Origin of the sequence: Desulfobacter sp., from assembly GCA_028768525.1 — a bacterium.
Classification (GTDB): Bacteria; Desulfobacterota; Desulfobacteria; order Desulfobacterales; family Desulfobacteraceae; genus Desulfobacter.
This window is the reverse complement of record CP054837.1, coordinates 6,002,585-6,020,360: the sequence shown is the minus strand read 5'-3', so window position 1 is coordinate 6,020,360 and position 17,776 is coordinate 6,002,585. Positions and strand designations below refer to the sequence as shown.

At 54.7% G+C, this 17,776-nt stretch carries 14 protein-coding genes; 5 read left to right on the top strand and 9 right to left on the bottom strand.

Going from position 1 to position 17,776, the window contains the following annotated elements; translation table 11 throughout:
* Window position 1: 1 nt before the first annotated feature.
* On the bottom strand, window positions 2-277 hold the full coding sequence (locus HUN04_26575) for a hypothetical protein (GenBank protein ID WDP93087.1): 276 nt from the start codon (window positions 275-277) through the stop codon (window positions 2-4).
* A gap of 182 nt (window positions 278-459) precedes the next feature.
* Between HUN04_26575 and murJ the strand changes: the two genes are divergently transcribed.
* Together murJ and HUN04_26565 are read left to right on the top strand one after the other, a co-directional pair.
* On the top strand, window positions 460-2,070 hold the full coding sequence (murJ, locus tag HUN04_26570) for a murein biosynthesis integral membrane protein MurJ (GenBank protein ID WDP93086.1): 1,611 nt from the start codon (window positions 460-462) through the stop codon (window positions 2,068-2,070).
* Window positions 2,049-2,840 carry a sigma factor regulator FecR gene (locus HUN04_26565; GenBank protein WDP93085.1) on the top strand — a complete coding sequence of 264 codons (792 nt, stop codon included), beginning with the start codon at window positions 2,049-2,051 and terminating at the stop codon, window positions 2,838-2,840. Before murJ ends, HUN04_26565 begins: the two co-directional genes overlap by 22 nt.
* Before the next feature lie 14 nt (window positions 2,841-2,854).
* Here HUN04_26565 and HUN04_26560 read toward each other — a convergent pair whose 3' ends face one another.
* From HUN04_26560 to rocF, 4 genes are all read right to left on the bottom strand, one after another.
* Window positions 2,855-4,534, bottom strand: coding sequence for a methyl-accepting chemotaxis protein (locus tag HUN04_26560; protein ID WDP93084.1), 1,680 nt, complete (start codon window positions 4,532-4,534; stop codon window positions 2,855-2,857).
* A 14-nt stretch (window positions 4,535-4,548) separates the two neighbouring features.
* A complete protein-coding gene (locus HUN04_26555) occupies window positions 4,549-4,995 on the bottom strand; it encodes a cytochrome C (protein ID WDP93419.1) in 447 nt (148 codons plus the stop codon).
* Between the two features lie 193 nt (window positions 4,996-5,188).
* Entirely contained in the window at window positions 5,189-8,095 is a 2,907-nt protein-coding gene (locus tag HUN04_26550; GenBank protein WDP93083.1) for a DEAD/DEAH box helicase, read from the bottom strand.
* A gap of 8 nt (window positions 8,096-8,103) precedes the next feature.
* Window positions 8,104-9,006, bottom strand: coding sequence for an arginase (gene rocF / locus HUN04_26545; protein ID WDP93082.1), 903 nt, complete (start codon window positions 9,004-9,006; stop codon window positions 8,104-8,106).
* Between the two features lie 158 nt (window positions 9,007-9,164).
* On the opposite strand from rocF, the gene HUN04_26540 reads away from it, so the two are divergent.
* Complete coding sequence (locus tag HUN04_26540; protein WDP93081.1) at window positions 9,165-9,848, top strand: histidine phosphatase family protein; 684 nt, start codon at window positions 9,165-9,167, stop codon at window positions 9,846-9,848.
* 24 nt (window positions 9,849-9,872) lie between these two features.
* Here the strand turns inward: HUN04_26540 and cmoB are convergent, their stop codons facing one another.
* Entirely contained in the window at window positions 9,873-10,841 is a 969-nt protein-coding gene (gene cmoB, locus HUN04_26535) for a tRNA 5-methoxyuridine(34)/uridine 5-oxyacetic acid(34) synthase CmoB (GenBank protein WDP93080.1), read from the bottom strand.
* 33 nt (window positions 10,842-10,874) lie between these two features.
* Window positions 10,875-11,600, bottom strand: coding sequence for a carboxy-S-adenosyl-L-methionine synthase CmoA (gene cmoA / locus HUN04_26530; GenBank protein WDP93079.1), 726 nt, complete (start codon window positions 11,598-11,600; stop codon window positions 10,875-10,877).
* 179 nt (window positions 11,601-11,779) lie between these two features.
* Here cmoA and HUN04_26525 point away from each other — a divergent pair, with 179 nt between their 5' ends.
* Window positions 11,780-12,934 (top strand): ParM/StbA family protein, encoded by a 1,155-nt coding sequence (locus tag HUN04_26525; protein WDP93078.1) that lies wholly within the window; start codon window positions 11,780-11,782, stop codon window positions 12,932-12,934.
* Between the two features lie 12 nt (window positions 12,935-12,946).
* Window positions 12,947-13,708 carry a nickel pincer cofactor biosynthesis protein LarB gene (larB, locus tag HUN04_26520; protein WDP93077.1) on the top strand — a complete coding sequence of 254 codons (762 nt, stop codon included), beginning with the start codon at window positions 12,947-12,949 and terminating at the stop codon, window positions 13,706-13,708.
* A gap of 2 nt (window positions 13,709-13,710) precedes the next feature.
* Here larB and HUN04_26515 read toward each other — a convergent pair whose 3' ends face one another.
* On the bottom strand, window positions 13,711-14,859 hold the full coding sequence (locus HUN04_26515) for a response regulator (protein WDP93076.1): 1,149 nt from the start codon (window positions 14,857-14,859) through the stop codon (window positions 13,711-13,713).
* Window positions 14,856-17,369, bottom strand: coding sequence for a response regulator (locus HUN04_26510; GenBank protein ID WDP93075.1), 2,514 nt, complete (start codon window positions 17,367-17,369; stop codon window positions 14,856-14,858). Before HUN04_26510 ends, HUN04_26515 begins: the two co-directional genes overlap by 4 nt.
* Window positions 17,370-17,776: the final 407 nt, after the last annotated feature.

Below are 17,776 nucleotides of genomic sequence, written 5' to 3'. Positions count from 1 at the left end.
TTTAATGCTCCTTGGCAAACATGGAAATAAAGATACAGATCACACCCAGGCCGCAAAAAAGCCCGCCTAGATGAATTTCGTAAAAAACAGTGTAAAGCAGATCCTGGACCGCTGCAGATGAAAAGGCATCAACAACGGACGCGGACATGTCTTCAGAGAGGGTGGACAGGGTCATATCCACGAACACATTATCAACGGCCATAAATTTTGAAATGGCACCGAACAGCCAAGCCAGAAACCCGGCGGCAAGCATTAAAATACCAAGTTTGGAAAACATGGTGATATCCTTAACTCATTATAACGACTCAGGTAAAAAATTCACCGGCCGACAACCGACGCTCTGCCGGCAGTTGACCGGTTCCACTATATCCGCGATTTCTTTCCCGAGTCAAACTTTTTCCAGCCCAGCCACTTTTAATTCACCCGGTGATGTGATAATTCAATCACCGGATACAAACTATGGCAGCTTCCCAGACTCTGAAAAAAATCGGTTTTGCCTCATTTATCATGATGGCCTCGGTATTTGCAAGCCGGATCATCGGCCTTGCCCGTGAGGCGGCCATTGCCTGGGCCGGGGGGGCCGGCGCCGGGGTGGACGCCTACCAGGTTTCCTTTGTCATCCCGGAAATACTCAACCACGTGGTGGCATCGGGCTTTTTGTCCATTACCTTTATTCCCATCTTTACCCGGTATCTTGCCCAGAAAAAAGAAAATGAGGGGTTCGAAGTCTTTTCCATTGTCTTCAATGGATTCGGACTTGCCCTGCTTGGGTTCATATGTATTTCCATATATTTTGCCCCGGAACTGATCCGTTTGCTGGCCCCGGGGCTGCCGTCAGGCCCCACCTTTGACATGGCCGTGCGTATGACCCGGATCATCATTCCGGCCCAGTTCTTTTTCTTCAGCGGCGGCCTGTTCATGGCCGTGCAATTTGCAAGGGAGAAATTCTTCATCCCGGCCCTGGCCCCGTTGATCTACAACACCGGCATCATCACCGGCGGCCTCCTGCTCAACCGGTATCTGGGCATGGAAGGCTTTGCCTGGGGGGTGCTGGCCGGTGCCTTTGCCGGCAGTTTTCTGCTTCAGCTTGTCGGGGCGAAAAAATGCGGGCTCACCTATTTCTTTGCCTGGAATATCCGCCACCCGGATTTTAAAAAGTATATCCTGCTCACCCTCCCCCTGATGCTGGGGCTGACCATGACGTTCTCAACAGAAATACTCATGAAATTCTTCGGTTCCTTTCTGGACGAGGGCAGCATATCAGCCTTGAACTACGCCCTGCGGATCATGTTCATCCTGGTGGGTTTTTTCGGTCAGGCCGTGGGCACCGCCTCCTACCCTTTCATGGCGAAACTGGCCGCCAGGGAAGAATTCAGCCAGCTTAACGGTCTCATCAACCAGACCCTGAAGTTTATTATTCTGGTCATGCCTTTTTCCGTGCTTTTTATGGTGCTGAGAACAGAGGTGGTGGCCATCCTTTACCAGCGGGGCGCCTTTGATGCCCAGGCGTTGGCGGCCACGGCCGGAATTCTGCCCTGGTTCATGGCAGGCGCCGTTGCCTTTGCCGCCCAGACCATTGTCTCCCGGGGCTACTTTGCCTCCCAGAACACCTTGTTTCCGGCATTGTTTTCAACGGCCTGCGTCCTTGGGGGGCTGCCCCTGATCTGGGCCGGCATGAAAATGATGGGGGCAAAAGGGGTGGCAGCCGGCCTGTCCCTGTCGGTGGCCCTGACCACAGGGCTTCTTTTTGAGGCCTGGAGCCGGCGGACCGGCAATAAGGGCAAAACCGATGTTTACAGATTCTTTCTGGTTTGCGTGCTGCTCAGTTTGGCTAGCGGCGCTGCACTGGAAGCGGTTTACGCCGGTATCACCCGGATTGTCCCCACAGGCGGGCTTATTTCAAATCTTTGCATCTGCACGGCCACGGGCCTGGCCTTTCTGGCGATCCTCGGCGGGCTGGGGCGGTTGTTCAATATCAGCGAAATCCTGACATTGTATGAACGAATTTATGGTAAAACACTGAAGAAAATAATTTCAAAGGTGGTGCCATGGGAAAAACACAAAACATAAGGGGCAGTGTGCTGTCCCAGGTCAACGCAGTTGCCGAGCGTATCAGGGGCTGCGGTGCGGTTACAGCATTCACCGGAGCCGGTATTTCAACGGAAAGCGGGATCCCCGATTACAGGAGCCAGGGCGGGCTCTGGGACAAATTCCGGCCGGTTTATTTTGATGAATTCATGTCCTCGGAAACAGCCAGGATCGAATACTGGCGCCAGCGCCTTGAAATGGAAAAAGGCCTGGCCAACGCCTCACCCAACAAGGGGCACCGAGCCCTGGCCGCCCTTGCAAAGGCCGGTTACCTAACAACCCTGATCACCCAGAATATCGACGGCCTCCACCAGGCATCGGGCATCCCGGAAGAAAAAATAATAGAACTCCACGGAAATTCTCGAAGGATCAGGTGCATGTCCTGCCGTAAACTTTCCACCTGGGATGAGGCCATGGCACGGATCCAGAAAGGAGACCTGGCGCCGGAATGCACCTGCGGCGGGTATCTGAAACCGGACACCGTCTCATTCGGTCAGGCCATGCCGGAGGCACAGACAAGGGAAGCGGCCCGGCTGTCCTCCCAAAGCAAGGTATTTATCGCCATAGGCTCCACCCTCCAGGTACAGCCGGCCGCCTCCATGCCCGAATATGCCAGGAGTGCAGGCGCCTATCTGGCCATCATCAACCTGTCGGCCACTCCCCTTGACGGCCAGGCCCACCTGGTCATACGTGAAAAGGCCGGCACAGTGCTGGATGCACTGGCCGGTCTGGTGCTCAAAAACACAGCCTGATTATTAAAGCCGTTCTAAATTTTAAACTGACCCATCAGGCGCTTAAAGGATTCGGCCATCTTTGCCAGGTCCCCAGCCCCCTTGTTCAGGCTCAGGCTCTCCTCCTTCACCCGGGTGGATGCCGTTTCAACTTCGGTGATATCCCTGGCGATATCCGCCGCAGCTTCCGCGCCCTGGGTGACCCGGTGGTTCATATCTGAAATCTGCTGGTTGATATCATTGATACTCTTTGCAATTTCATGGGTGGTGACATTCTGCTCTTCCACTGAGGCGGCAATGCCGGATATGGCCTGGTCGCTGTCGTTGATTTTCCCTGAAATGGCCGACACCTTGGCGATCATATCCTGAACCATCTGCTTGATGGCGGCCAGTTTCTCATCCGCCTCCAGGGTGGACCGGCTGGAATCCGACGCCAGTTCGGTAATTTCCTGGGCCACCACGGCAAATCCCTTGCCCGCCTCCCCGGCCCGGGCCGCTTCGATTTTGGCATTGAGGGCCAGCAGGGAAACCTGCTCGGAAATGGACCGGATCTCATTGGTTACCTGGTCCACATCTTCGGCCCGGTTGCCCAGGTCCGTCACCGCCGTCATAACGGCATCAAACCCTGCCACCATCTCATCTGTCACTGCCTTGGAATCGGCGGCGTTCTTTGAAATTTCGCCAACGGTTGCACTCATTTCATCCACGGCCGAAGCCAGGGCATTCATTGTGCCGGCCGCCTCTTCCATGGCGCTGGCCATGGCCTTGTTGTTAACACTCATTTCCTCGGCGGCCGCAGACACCTGCATCGCTCTTTCAGAGGCACCGGTGCTTGATGAGTCCAGTGTATCGGCAATCTGGCGCATCTCATTGGAGGATCCCGCCAGGTGCAGGGAACTGTCCACGATATGGCGGATCACCCCGCGCAATTCCCGGGTGACCTCATTGATGCGGTTCAGGATGTGGTTGATCTCATCGCCCTGGGGCACGGAATCTTCGTGGGTGAAATCCTTTTCCCTCAGCCGGGCTGCTGAGGCCAGGACCCGGCCCACTTTTTTGTTCACAATAAAATAAAAGAAAAGCCATACCAGCATGATGATCAGAATAAGCCCGGTCAGGGAAATCAGGATGGTGGTATTCCGTCCCTTGGCAATGGCCTGCTGCATGTCGGTCATTGATGAGAGCACCGAAATGCCGCCCAGAACGGCCCGGTTGCTGCCGTGGCAGTGGTAGCATTTTCTCTCGTTCAAGATCGGGCTGCTTTTGACGATGTAATCCGTCCCGGCCGTCCGTGTTTGAAAAGAGGCTTCAGAGTCCTTGCCCGAGGAGATCATACCGGTGATGTCCTCAAGGATAGCGGCATTTACATAGGCATCCATATTTTTGCCAACGGCACCGGTATCCGTGGAAAAGGAGACAACTCCGTTAAAATCGTAAACATACACCTTCAGTCCCTTGACTTTCTCGTTGAGCCGCCGGAACTGGGCACGGACCGTATCATTCTCTCCAACGGCCAGGGCGTCGAACATCCCCCCTTCCACGGCCATGGCCAGGCTTTTATTCTTCAGATTCAACTGGTGCCGGCCGAACCGGTCCTGGGCTTTGATACTGAACCAGAGAGAGCCGGCCATCACCAGAACCACGCTGATGCTCACCGGAATGAGTACTTTTATCCATAACTTTCTGTTGATCAGGCGAAACAGATTCTTTAGCATATTACCTCCGCTGATTAATGGCCGCCGCTGTACAGCAGGGGTCTGAAATCAAAATCATTTATCCGTTCCTGATTATGGCAGGTCATACAATCTTCCATTGCCATTTTCCTTACAATATCTTCAGGATCTTCGGATTCCGCATGGAGGGAGCCCGGGCCGTGGCAGACCTCGCATCCCGGGTTCTTCAGGTCAGGCGTACGGGCTTCTGACACAAATCCCCCTTCCTGTCCATAGCCTGTGGTATGGCATTGGAAACATTCCCTGTACTCGTCCGGGGTAAGTTTCTTTTCCATCTTTTTGATATTGTTAAAGGAATGGGCCTTTTTGGAATTGGCCATAAAGCTGTCATACTCTTCCTGGTGACAGGCCTCGCAGGCTTTCGCCCCGACATATGCCTTGTCCTGACCAATGGCTGCCTGGTGCCATAATAACAAGGCCCCTGCAACGGCCAGCATACTCATACACCGCCTTAGTTTCATTTTAACCTCTGCTGTCTCCTTGGTGTTGTTCCGTCTCTTGACAAAATTTTAACATTTATTTACCCCGCCAGAGTTAATAGCAGCATAGCAACTGATTTTCAATGTTTAGGACGGAATTTTAAAAATTTATGGACGGAAGCGCCTGACGCCTTTCAGTTCAGGCCGGGACAGAGGATTATGCCCCCAAATTTAACGGCAGCCTGACCTGAAAACCGGCTTTGTTTTTAAAAACAAGATAGCCGTGTTCCAACCCGAAAAGATAAAGATCCCGTGTGACCCTGACATCCTGGGTGCAGTATTGGACAATGAGATCCATCCGTCCCTGCTGCCACCATTCCAGGGCCTTGAGCCCGTCGGCGCTTTTTTCCGTGCCAAGGGTCTGCCGGGCGAGCTGGTCCAGTGAAAGCCGGTAACCTAAGCGTTCATGGACTTTCATCAGCATGTCCAGGGTCGGCAGTTGGGTGAAATTGAACGGGGAAAGACCGGAAAGCACCTTGTAGTCAAATCGGATAATGTTAAACCCTACCACAAGATCCAGTTCTTTTAAATGGGAAACCAGTTCCGGGATATTGTCCTGGTGATAGACCGTGAATTCATCGGGTTCTGAATCATAAAGAACGGCACAGGATACCCCCATTCGGTCTGCACGGTGCCACCCGCCCACCTGGGCCGCAGACCGCCGGGTTTCTATGTCCAGGACGCCGAACCGCGAAGGGGGATGCTTGACAGCGGGCGGCGGGGCCGGTGCAGCGAGTTTTTTCTCTGGCACCCTGATGGGGGCAGGTTCATTCCGGCCTCCATTTTCCTGCCGGATCAGTTCAAGGAGCACTTTTGCCGCCCCCTTGTCAATGGGCCGGTTGCCGGAGCCGCATTTGGGCGAATGGACGCAGGCCGGACACCCGGTGTCGCAGGGACAGCCGGATATGGCTTCCAGGGTCCGGTCCATGAGGGCGCCGCCGTTGTCAAAGGCCTGGCGGGACAAACCGATCCCCCCGGGCGCCCCGTCATAAATAAACACCACCGCCCGTCCCACCTGGGGGTGAAAGGGGATGGAGATCCCCCCAAGGTCATTTCGGTCGGTCATGACCAGCAGGGGCATGATGCCGATGGCGGCGTGTTCCAGGGCATGGATGCCGCCCATGAAATGAAGGTGGCCGGCTTCAATTTCCTCCCGGACCCAGTCCGGAATTTCAATCCACAGCCCCTGGGTTTCGTAGGTCAGCTCCGGCAGGTCCAGGGGAACGATGCCCAAGGACTTGCCCGTGGATACCCGTTTCATTTCATAGCCGGTGACCTGTTCCCGGATCTTGAGAGTCCCGAATCCCAGCCGGGCGCCCCCCACCTGCCGGGTATCCTGCACAGAGAGAATTTCAGTTGATTTGGAGGATCGGGCCCGGGTGTAATAGGTCACCTGTTCCTGGCGGGCACGGACCAGGCCCTTGACATGATCAAAATGGGAGACCACATAGGTGGTGCCCCGGTGCAGGTATACCGCCCCTTCATGGGTCTCAAAATAGGAGCGGTGCCAGTCGATTTCCCCCAGGCTTTCCTTGGTCTCCTCCTTGAATATGGGGATGGTGCGGCCCGCTCCCCTGAGACTCACCTCACGGTGGGGGGCTTTTCGGGGGGAAACCCAGATCTTACCGTCCCGGCTCTGGAAGAGCTTACCTTTCCCGGACAGGGCCTGCACCCCTTTTTCCACTGCCGGCAGTTTCATAAAAGGTTCGCAGGTTTCCAGCCGGAGTTCCGCCGCAGCGCAGTCCAGGTGGCGGTGGAGAATCATGGGGTTTTCCGGGTTGATTCTCGCGGTTTCCGGGGGCATGGAGAAAAAAACATCGGGGTGGTTGATGAAATACTGGTCCAGGGCGTCCTCATGGGCGATGAGTACCATGGCCGAATCCTTGCCGTCCCGGCCCACCCGGCCAGCCCGCTGCCAGGTGGACATGATGGTGCCCGGATACCCCACCAGGATGCACAGATCCAGGCTGCCGATGTCAATGCCCAGTTCCAGGGCCGAGGTGGAGACCACACAGAGCAGTTCCCCTGAGGCCAGTTTTCGTTCGATTTCCCTGCGTTCTTCGGGCAGGAAACCGGCCCTGTAGGCGGAAATCTTGTCTGCAAAGGATTTAGCCCGCTGGGCCGCCCATACGGCAATGAGTTCGGTGATCTTCCTGGACTGGGTGTAGACAATCACCCTCAGCTTCCGGTGAACAGCGGCATGGATCAGGGTGATGGCGGTCTGTGCCGCCCCCTCAAGCCCCCTCATCATCACCACATCTTTTTTCCCGGCCGGGGCCCCGTGGCCGTCCACCACCGCCACCTCAAGGCCGGTGAGCCCCGCGGCCAGCTGGGCGGGATTGGCAATGGTGGCGGAACAGAAGATAAATACAGGCGCCGCGCCGTAATACCTGCAGATACGCAGCAACCGCCTGAACACCCAGGCCATGTTGGAGCCCATCACCCCCCTGTAGGTGTGCACCTCATCCACCACCACGAATTTAAGGTTTGAAAAATAGTCTTCCCACAGCCTGTGATGGGCCAGCATGGCCAGGTGGAGCATTTCCGGGTTGGACAGCAGGATGTTGGGGGGATTTTTCCGGATCTTGGATTTCTGGTAGGCGGTGATATCCCCGTCGTACACCCCGGCGGTCAGGGGGGCCGGCAGCCGGTTATCACCGGAACCGGAAATAGGACATGACAGGATATGATCCATCATCTGCCGCACCGTATCCATCTGGTCCCTTGCAAGGGCCTTGAGGGGGAAAAGATAGAGCGCATGGGCACCGGGATCTGAAATCAGGGCGTCCAGCACCGGCAGGTTGTACACCAGGCTCTTTCCGGACGCCGTGGGGGTGGCAATCACCGTATGGCGGCCCGTCAATATTTTTCCAATGGCTCGGGACTGGTGGGTATACAGCTTTGAAATACCCAGGGCGGAAAGCAGAGGGGCTAAATCATTTTTAAAGGGCGGCAGTTCCCCGGCATAGTCCCCGTCCCGGGCATCCATGGATTTATGGCAGACAATATCGCCTGCAAACCCCCGATAGGATTTGAGGCCCTCGATATAGGCCTTGAGGGTCAACTGGCAGCCTATAGAATACTTTTGCCCAGGGCAGAAAGGGCCAGTTCCACGGCCAGTTCCGCGGTTTTATTGCCCACATCCAGGATGGGGTTTGTTTCCACAAGGTCCATGGAGCCCAGTTTCCCGGAGTCGGCCAGGATTTCCATGAGCAGGTGGGCCTCCCTGTAGCTGATCCCCCCCGGCACCGGCGTCCCGACCCCCGGTGCCTCCACCGGGTCCAGGGCGTCCATGTCCAGGGTCAGGTGGAACCGCTTGAGGTGGGCGAACTTCATCATGGTTTTGGAGGCCACCGAAGAGATGCCCTGCTCGTCGATATCCCGCATGGTGAAGATGGTGATGCCCGATTTTTTGATCCGCTCCTTTTCAGCGGTGTCCAGGTCACGCTGGCCGATCATGACCACATTATCCGGATGGATTTTCATACCCGGCATCCCCACATTGACCAACTGGTCATGGCCCTCCCCGATCAGGGCGGCAAGGGGCATGCCGTGGATATTGCCAGAAGGCGAAGTTTCCGGTGTATTGAAATCCCCGTGGGCATCCACCCAGATCAGTCCAATTGGATTTTTATCCAGGTCCTGGTCTGCCACCGAGGCAACGGTGCCAACGGCAATGGAGTGGTCCCCCCCCAGGAACAGGGGAAAACGGCCCTGGTCCATTACCCGTTTGCCTGTTTTATATATGGATTCACAGATCTGGGTGATCTCCTGCACATATTTATCATGGGCCATATCCATGTCCGAATCCCGCATTGGGATGGAAATATCCCCCTCATCGGTGACTTCATGGCCCAGCTCCCGAAGTCTTGAAACAAGTTTTGTATATCTCAGGGCAGCAGGCCCCATATCCACTCCCCGGAGCATCTGCCCGAAGTCCATTGGTACGCCGATGATACTGATATGTCTTGTCATAGGTGTTTGAATCCTCATCTTTATAATGCAGTCGATATGTTGACAACCTCGTATATCATAGAGTAAGAATGCGGTTCAATGAAAAATCCCGGCACCTTACCCCCGGGGACCGGCTGGAAAGCCGGCAGAATAATCCATCAACCACTAGGACGACCTGAATGAAAAGAAAATACGAAGTCAAATCCCAGGACACCATTGACACCATCACCGGCCTTCTGGACCGGGGCATCGACCGGATGTCCGTCATTCTCCGCCACTCGGACCGGTTTTACCACAAAGACTTTCGGATGGAGCCCTTCATGGGGCTGACCGAAGCCGGCAAATCCTATGCCCTTGAGCTGGGCAAAGGCCTGCCCTCAACGGTGATGCCCAGGCTGTATTCCAGCCATTTCGGCAGATGCATTGAAACCGCATACCTCATTGACAAGGGCTATACTATGGTAAATGGCAGCACCCTGCCCCACAATCAAACCTGCGACCTGCTTACGCCCTTTTATATCAAGGATATTGAAAAGGCACTGGGAAGGATGGAGGCATCGGGCACCACAGCGTTCATCAGGGACTGGTTTGACAAGGCCATTGATAAAACCATCATGGAGGATCCTGAACATACGTCAGATGCCATAACGGATTTCATGGCCGGCTGCCTGTCGGAGCTAGCTGCCGGAGAGGTGGCGGTCTGTGTGTCCCATGACTGGAATATCTTTCCCATAAAGGAATTCAAGCTGGGCCTGCCCCACGAAGGCGCCGGGGATATCGGCTATCTGGACGGGGTGGTCTTTTACAAGGAGAACGGTCAAACCTGGGCCGTCACCCACCAGACCGGTCCCGTTGCCCTCTGATCATCCACAACCTACCGCCACGGGTTAAGCAGTGGCCATGAAAATGGCCCTCACCGGACCGGGATAGCCCTCCACGGTTTTGGACGGATCATTTGGATCCATAAAATCCGCCAGGGATTCGGTCTGGATCCAGGGTGTTTTACGCTGTTCTTCAAGCGTTGTAGGGCTGACATCCACGCAACGGATGTCGCTGAATCCCGCCCTGGCCAGCCAGGATTCCATGGCGGCCAGGTCAGGGATAAAAAAGACATTGCGCATCTTTGCATACCGGTCATGGGGAAAGAGGCAGAGGTTGTTACGGCCTTCCAGCACCAGATTCTCCAGCACGATCTGTCCTCCCTTTCGGAGGCTGTCGTGAATCTGCCTGAGCATTTCCACCGGGGACTTGCGGTGGTAGAGAATGCCCATGCATAAAACCAGGTCAAAGTATTCGGCCACAGGGGGCATCTGGTGGTAGGGAATGGGCAGGCAGAACACATTGTCCTGGTTCAGGTATTTCTGGGCAGCCAGATACTGGTAATAAAACGAACTCTGGGGTTCCAGGCCCAGCACAAAGGCCGGGTTCCGGGCCGCCATCCTGAACATATAATATCCGCAGGAGGATCCGATATCCAGAATCCGCCTTCCCTCCAGTTGCGGCAGATGGGGAGCCAGCCGTTCCCATTTCATCCAGGACTGCCATTCGGCGTCAATGTGAATACCGAAAAAATCAAAGGGCCCCTTGCGCCAGGGGCAGAGCCCTTTTAACCCTTCCAGCAGCCGTTCTTGCAACACCGGATCAAGCTCATCTGCCTCCCCGGCCCTGACCGCCTTGGCTGCCAGTTCGATGGAAGCGGGGGCAAGCTCGGGCAGGGAATCCACCACGGTTTTGAATTTTTGAAAATTTCCCCCGACATTGTCCAGAAATTCCCGTTTTTCCCTGACCACTGCCTCAAGGGCGTCGTACCACCGGCCGAACCGGTGATCCCGGTGCCGCGCTAAAAATTTTTCCATGGATCTCTATCAGTAATTATGGGTGTATATATGCTATTTGATTGCCAGCATGGAGGTGAAGTTAAACCACTTGAGCCAGACATTAAACAAGGAAAATCCCGCCGCAGTGATCCGCTGTTCGTGGTCTGCCACGGCTTCGGGGATCAGGACCTTCTCCAGGGCGTCCCTTTTCTGGCTGATTTCCAGCTCAGAGTAGCCGTTTTCCCGCTTAAACTGGCAGTAAAAATCCAGTTCCAATTCCGAAAGCCCGGGATCAGGATGGATGGTTTTTTCCGTAATCAGCAGGATCCCTCCGGGACAAAGCCCTCTGTAGATGGTCCGGATCATCTTATCCCGCTTTTCCGGGCTGAGAAACTGCAGGGTCAGGTTTACCACCACCACCGAGGCGTTCTTGATGCGGATATCCTCCATACCGCAGCAGACCAGGTCGATGGACGGAGAGCCGCCGTATTCTGCCAGCCGCTGTTTGTAGCGGTCGACCATGGGCCGTGAATTATCCACCCCGGTCATCTTAAAGGGCGTATCCCCGAAAACCTCAAGCAGCAGCAGCCCGAGATTGCCGTGGGAGCAGCCCAGGTCATAGATCCTCGTCCCCGGCCGGTAATAGCGGCAGCTCATCCTTGCCTGCTGCTTGAGGGCCTCGCCGTAGAACGGCACCGACCGTACCAGCATATCGTCAAATACCCGGGCCACTTTCTCATTAAAGCGGAAGGGGCTGACCGTCGTTTGTTTTTCTGCAAATACCCTGTCTTTTTCCATTACTTCCCGACATTCATAATTGGTGCTCTAAGTCCGGCTCTCTATTACATTATTCTGCGGTTTAATTCAAGGTACTGGCGGATCTTCCTTGACGGGCCGGCCGCTGCAGTGGTATCTTCGCGCTGACAGCTTCCAACAACTCTAAAGCTTAGGCCAATCAGAATTCAGGAGGACAGGATATGGAAATAGTTGGTATCGATGTCGGTTTCGGGTTTACCAAGGCGTACAATGGTAAAAATTCCGTTATTTTCAAATCCTTGATCGGGGATGCCACTGACATCCAGTTCCGGTCATCCCTAGGAGATGCCAGCACCACTTCAAACCTGCACATCACCCTGAACGATAAAACCTATTTTTTAGGCAGCTATGCCGAACTCCAGTCCAATATCACTGAATTCACCCTGGACCAGGACAAGCTGATCGAGGAGTTTATTAAGATCCTGGCCATTGCCGCTGCAGGCATCTGCGCCAAAGGCCCCGGGCCCATCAACGTGGTCACCGGCCTTCCGGTGGGATATCTGAAACGGGATACCCGGCGCCTGAAGGAAATTATCCGGGGAGACCACGAGATTGCCTACCACCAGGTAGACGGCAAGGACGAGACCCGTCGCATCCACATCGACAAGGTCCATGTGATTCCCCAGCCCATTGGCTCCATTTTCAACCTGATATTTGACGAAGGCGGCAAGATAAAAGACCGGGCATTGGCTGGTTCAAAGCTGGGAGTGGTGGACATCGGTTTTAAAACCACGGATTTTTCAATTTTCGACCATCTCCAGTATATTGAGCGGGGCTCTTCCACCATGGACACCGGCATCTCCAAATGCTTTTCCGTGATTTCCAACAAGCTCAGGCAGGAAAGCGGTATCAGTGTGGAACTCTACCGGATTTTTAAATTCGTGGAATCCGGGATGATTAAGATAAAGGGCAAGGAATACAATATCATGAACCTGAAAAAAAGGGTGTATACCCATACGGCCTCGGCCATTGCAACAGACATGGCCCGGCTCTGGGAAAACGACTGGGATATTGATTCCATTATTCTCAGCGGGGGCGGTTCAATTCCCCTGGCCGAGTACCTGATCCCCAACGTAGAGGGCAATGTGATTCCCATCCAGCGTGACATGGACGCCCGGTTCAACAATGTCCAGGGATACTGGAAATTCGGCCACTACAAATGGGGCGGTAAAAAAAAAACTGAAAAAGCCGCATCCCCAGCCCCCGCCCAGGAGATGAAACCCGCACAACCATCCGAGCCGCCGGCAGGTGATACGGCAGAAGACCGGGACGATAAATCCGGCAAAGGCCTGGCCTGGCTGCGCCGTCAGAATTAGGAACCATCATTCATGAACCCGGAAAGCCTCACCCGAATCCTCACCCAGGTTGCCGACGGCTCCCTGGACGTAACCGCAGCAAAAGATCAGCTCAAGCATTTTTCCTATGAAGATATCGGTTTTGCCCATATCGACCACCACAGGTCCCTTAGAAAAGGGTTCCCAGAAGTCATTTTCGGGGAGGGAAAAACCGCCGCACAGATCATGGCCATCCTTGAAAAAATAGGAGAAAAAGAAAACATTGTCCTGGTCACCCGTATCGACAGTGAAAAGGCCGGGCCGGTCCTGGAAAGATTCCCCACGGCCAGGTATTTTGAGGATGCCCGGCTGCTGAGACTCCAGACCGCCCCGCCCCCGGTCACCGGCACCGGTTCCATCCTGATTATCTCCGCCGGCACATCGGATATCCCCGTCGCCCGGGAAGCGGCCCTGACGGCCCAGGCCATGGGAAATGAAGTTAACACACTCTTCGACGTAGGGGTGGCCGGCATTCACCGGCTTTTTGCCCACAGGGAAATGATTGAACAGGCTGCCGTCGTTGTGGTGGCCGCCGGCATGGAAGGCGCCCTGCCATCTGTGGTGGGGGGGATGGTCCGGGCCCCGGTGATCGCCGTACCCACCAGCATCGGCTATGGTGCCAGCTTCAACGGAATGACCGCCCTTCTGGGCATGCTCAATTCCTGCAGTTCCAATATTGCCGTGGTAAACATTGATAACGGATTCGGCGCAGGATTCATGGCCTCATCCATCAATCATGTGGGTGTAGAAAGGTAAGCTTACAATTCCTGGCGCAGGGCAAGGGCGTCCTGGTTGCCCGGATCGATGCGCAGGGCCTGGCGGACATAGTCATCGGCCTGGAGGATACGGCCCTTTTGCTGGTATATCCGCGCAATGGCAACCTTGGCCGGGGGATCCCCTTTTCTTCCAGAATCCACGTTGCGGAAATAGGACATGGCCTTATCGATTTCCCCGGTATGCCGATAGACCTCTGCTGTCTTGAACATGAGCTCATAATTGGAAGGATTTTCCTTGAGCATGTGTTCCATGATCCCCAGACAAAAACTGAACTGCCGGTTGTCCAGGCAAATGTCGAGAATCCTGTTTTTCAGGTCGGACCTGCGCTGGGCCCGGCCGATCACCTTGGAGAATAACTGGACGGCTTCGTCCTTGTAGCCTTCGGCCATCATCTTCTCCCCCAGCCGGGTGGCCGACCCGTAGTACCGGTGGCTTAAGTCCAGGATCTCCATGTAAATCTTGGCCGCTTTTTTTAACTCTTTGCGCTGGATAAAGATCCGGGCCAGTTGATGCCGGGAGGCGGTGTCCTGCTTGTTCACTGAAATGGCCTTTTGCAAACATTTCACCCCGATGGCCACTTTATTTATTGAAAGATGAAGCAGCCCCATCTTGCGCAGAATCCGGGATGCCGACGGTTTATGGACCAGGGCCTGGCGGATCTCGGCGATGGCCCCCTGATAATCGCCGGCCTCTTCCAGTTCCCTGGCCTTCAGGATATGGCGGGTGCAGTCGTCGGGGTTATTGGCCTGGTGCACCACGGCTTTGATCTTTTTGTCCAGGGACTTGAGGGTGAGGGGCTTGAGCAGGTAGGCATCTATCTCATGTTCAGCCACCTCCGCAACAATATCCCGCTCGTTTTCCGCCGTCACCATGATCACGGGCATATCCCTGAGCACCTTGTCCTGCCTCAGGGTGTTCAGCATCTGGCCGCCGTTCATCACCGGCATATTCCAGTCGATGATGGCCATATCACATGGGGTGGCGGCGAGAATTTCAAGGCCTGCCTTACCGTTGTCCGCAAACCTGAGCATCTTGCCGATGTTCAGGTTTCTGAGCATCTTCCTGATGGTCAGGCGCATGCTTTTCATATCATCCACCACAAGGATGGACATAGTTTCCAAATTAATCATATCTGGGCGTCTCCGGAAAAACGGTTAAACTGATTCTTCATCAGGGCAAGCAGTTCCGCCGCCCCGCCGAGATCGCCGGAGTGGGCGGCGGTTTCCAGTTCAAAGGCCGTTTCTTTTAACTGCTCCGCATTGACATTGGCGGCAGATCCCTTGATGGAATGGGCGGCGGAGCGGATGGCTTCGGCATCATTTTCTTCAACGGCGCTGTCCAGACTGTCGAAGAGATCTGGAATCTCCTGGAAAAATGACTCCAGCACCACGGCCACGAGTTCCTCGTCATTGCCGAAGCGCTGTGCCAGGGTTTCCCTGTCAAATACCGGTGGTGCCGCCGATGCTTCGGCCCAGGGTTCATCCCACCGGGTTTCCGGAATCCCGGGATCCAGGTCCTGGGGGGCGGACCGGTTCAGATGGTGGTGGAGCACCCGGGCCAGCAGATCCGGTTCCACTGGCTTTGCAATAAAATCGTCCATGCCGGCGTCAAAACATTTTTCCCTGTCCTGGGCAAAGGCATTGCCGCTCATGGCAATGATCGGGGTGTTGTCCAGCCCATTCTGTTCTTCGTATATCCGTATCCGGCGGCATGCCTCCAGGCCGTCCATTCCGGGCATCTGGCTGTCCATCAGAACAAGGTCCCAGTTGCCGGTGGTCACCATTTCCACGGCCATGGCACCGTTTTCCGCTTCACCGGACCTATAGCCCTGTTTATTGATCAGGGCCCGGGCCGTAATCCTGTTGGTCTCCATATCATCCACAATCAGAATTTTACTCCCCCGTTTCCGGGTTTCGGCCAGGGTGAACCGGGTGATGATGGGATGGTCTTTACAGCTCCCGCCGTCGGACAGGGAAAGCATGGCGCTGATGCAGTCGCCGAGTATCCCGGTTTCCAGGGGCATGCTCAGGTAACCTGAAAAGCCAAGTTGTTCAAAATCCCGGGCATCCCCCTTTTTACCCACGGACGTCACCAGCATGCGGTGCACCCCGCAAAAGGCCTCATCTTCCTGAAGCCGTTGGCCCAGAACCCGGGCATACTGATCCGACTCCCTCACCTCCATGATAACCACATGAAAGGGATTGCCCTGTTCCGCGGCCAGCACAAACGAATCATAGGCCGATGTGGCTTCGGGAATATGGGTATACTGAATATTGCAGGATGCCAGGGCGACCGAAAGCCCGGGGCTGATTTCAGGATCGTCTCCCAGGACCATTACATTTGCCTGGCCCGCCGTAACCGAGGAAAACTCAATGAGGGCCTCATCACCGGGGGGCTGCTTTTCAAGGGGCAGTTCAAACCAGAAGGTGGACCCAATCATTTCAATGCTGTCTGCCCCTATCCTGCCTCCCATTTTCTCAACCATAAACTTTGAGATGGATAATCCCAGTCCGGTGCCGCCATATTCCCGGGTAATGGAAGGATCGGCCTGGACAAAGGCAGAAAACAGCGCCTCCAGCACCTCCTCTTTTATGCCGATGCCGGTATCATCAATGCTGAAATTCAAGACCGCCGTGTCGGCGTCATCCCCCTTCAGGGAGATGGACAGCCCCACGGAACCGCTCTCCGTAAATTTAATGGCATTACCTGTCAGATTCAAAATCACCTGGCGGATCCGGCCGATATCCCCCTTGAGAAGACGGGGCACATCGCTGTCAATGGAATAGGAAAATTCGATCCCCTTCTGCCGTGCCTGGAGTTCCGGCAGGGAGACAATATCCTCAACCGCGATCTCTAGGTCAAAGGGCCTGATATCCAGTTCCATCTTCCCGGCCTCGATTTTAGACAGATCAAGGATATCGTTTACGATGGAAAGCAGGGCCCTGGCAGAGCTGTACACAATATTGGCATGTTTGCGCTGTTCCCTGTCAAGATCGGAATCCAGCAGCACATGCATCATGCCGATGATACCGTTCATGGGGTTTCGGATTTCATGGCTCATGTTTGCCAGGAACCGGTCTTTCACCTCAATGGCCTCCTGGGCGTCCTTTTCCACCCTGACCAGCGCCTGCTCTGCCGCTTGGATACGGCGATGGTCCCTGCCCTGTTTGATCAGAAACAGATAGGCAGTTCCACCGAATGCCAACACCAGAATCCCCCAGAAAACAAGCCGGTGTTCATTGAGATTGAATACACCGGGTCCCGGTGGGAAAAACAGATAAAAATAGACAAGCCCCCCCAGCAAAAGGGCGTGGAAAACAATAAACCCCCTTGGATCCGGATTCAGGGCACAGGCCAGGGGAACAATGAAAAGCAGCACCAGTCCCGGACTGTAGAATCCCCCGGTTAGCCCTGCAAACCAGAGGGCATAGGCCAGAAAAATAAAGATCAGCCCCCTGACCAGCGGGATGGGGTTCTCATTGTTGCCCAGAAAAAAGCAGGCAGACCAGAGGGCGCAGATTCCTGCGGCACCCGGAACCAGAAGCGGCCATGCGCCATTGAACAATGCCAAAGCCGACAGCAGAACCATGGCTCCGGTCATGATAAGGGACAGCAGTGTGTGAAGTCGTGTGTTGATCATGGTGGCAAAGACGAATCTTATTTTATTTTTTACTGCATTAATATAATGAGGTACGCAAAAGTATAGCCGTTACCGCCTTTGAAAGTCAAATATTTTGAAACATTCCCCGGCCGGATCATTATAGTATCCGGCCCAGGGGGATCAGCGGGGGTCTTGATTGGGTTAAATGCAGCCTGGACACGGCCACAGCCTGTGCTATAATAGCTCATTTCACCCCTTTTAATTTTTTCTCTTGACTTTAGGAGAGTTAATATATAATAAAACTTATTTAGAAAGAGTGAAAATTATGAAAACAAATATTATTAACAGCCTACTAGTCCTTATTATCGTGGAGGTGATTATTGTCACCTCCTGGCGAAGGGGCTATTAGTGGCTTAAACTAAAAGATCTTAAAAAAAGCCGTTACC

Excerpts from the sequence above, each read along its gene's own strand:
- HUN04_26575 (WDP93087.1), bottom strand. The coding sequence starts at position 277 with ATGTTTTCCAAACTTGGTATTTTAATGCTTGCCGCCGGGTTTCTGGCT.
- HUN04_26565 (WDP93085.1), top strand. The coding sequence starts at position 2,049 with ATGGGAAAAACACAAAACATAAGGGGCAGTGTGCTGTCCCAGGTCAAC.
- HUN04_26540 (WDP93081.1), top strand. The coding sequence starts at position 9,165 with ATGAAAAGAAAATACGAAGTCAAATCCCAGGACACCATTGACACCATC.
- HUN04_26525 (WDP93078.1), top strand. The coding sequence starts at position 11,780 with ATGGAAATAGTTGGTATCGATGTCGGTTTCGGGTTTACCAAGGCGTAC.
- HUN04_26510 (WDP93075.1), bottom strand. The coding sequence starts at position 17,369 with ATGATCAACACACGACTTCACACACTGCTGTCCCTTATCATGACCGGA.
- cmoA (WDP93079.1), bottom strand. The coding sequence starts at position 11,600 with ATGGAAAAAGACAGGGTATTTGCAGAAAAACAAACGACGGTCAGCCCC.
- HUN04_26515 (WDP93076.1), bottom strand. The coding sequence starts at position 14,859 with ATGATTAATTTGGAAACTATGTCCATCCTTGTGGTGGATGATATGAAA.
- cmoB (WDP93080.1), bottom strand. The coding sequence starts at position 10,841 with ATGGAAAAATTTTTAGCGCGGCACCGGGATCACCGGTTCGGCCGGTGG.
- HUN04_26560 (WDP93084.1), bottom strand. The coding sequence starts at position 4,534 with ATGCTAAAGAATCTGTTTCGCCTGATCAACAGAAAGTTATGGATAAAA.
- larB (WDP93077.1), top strand. The coding sequence starts at position 12,947 with ATGAACCCGGAAAGCCTCACCCGAATCCTCACCCAGGTTGCCGACGGC.
- murJ (WDP93086.1), top strand. The coding sequence starts at position 460 with ATGGCAGCTTCCCAGACTCTGAAAAAAATCGGTTTTGCCTCATTTATC.
- rocF (WDP93082.1), bottom strand. The coding sequence starts at position 9,006 with ATGACAAGACATATCAGTATCATCGGCGTACCAATGGACTTCGGGCAG.
- HUN04_26555 (WDP93419.1), bottom strand. The coding sequence starts at position 4,995 with ATGAGTATGCTGGCCGTTGCAGGGGCCTTGTTATTATGGCACCAGGCA.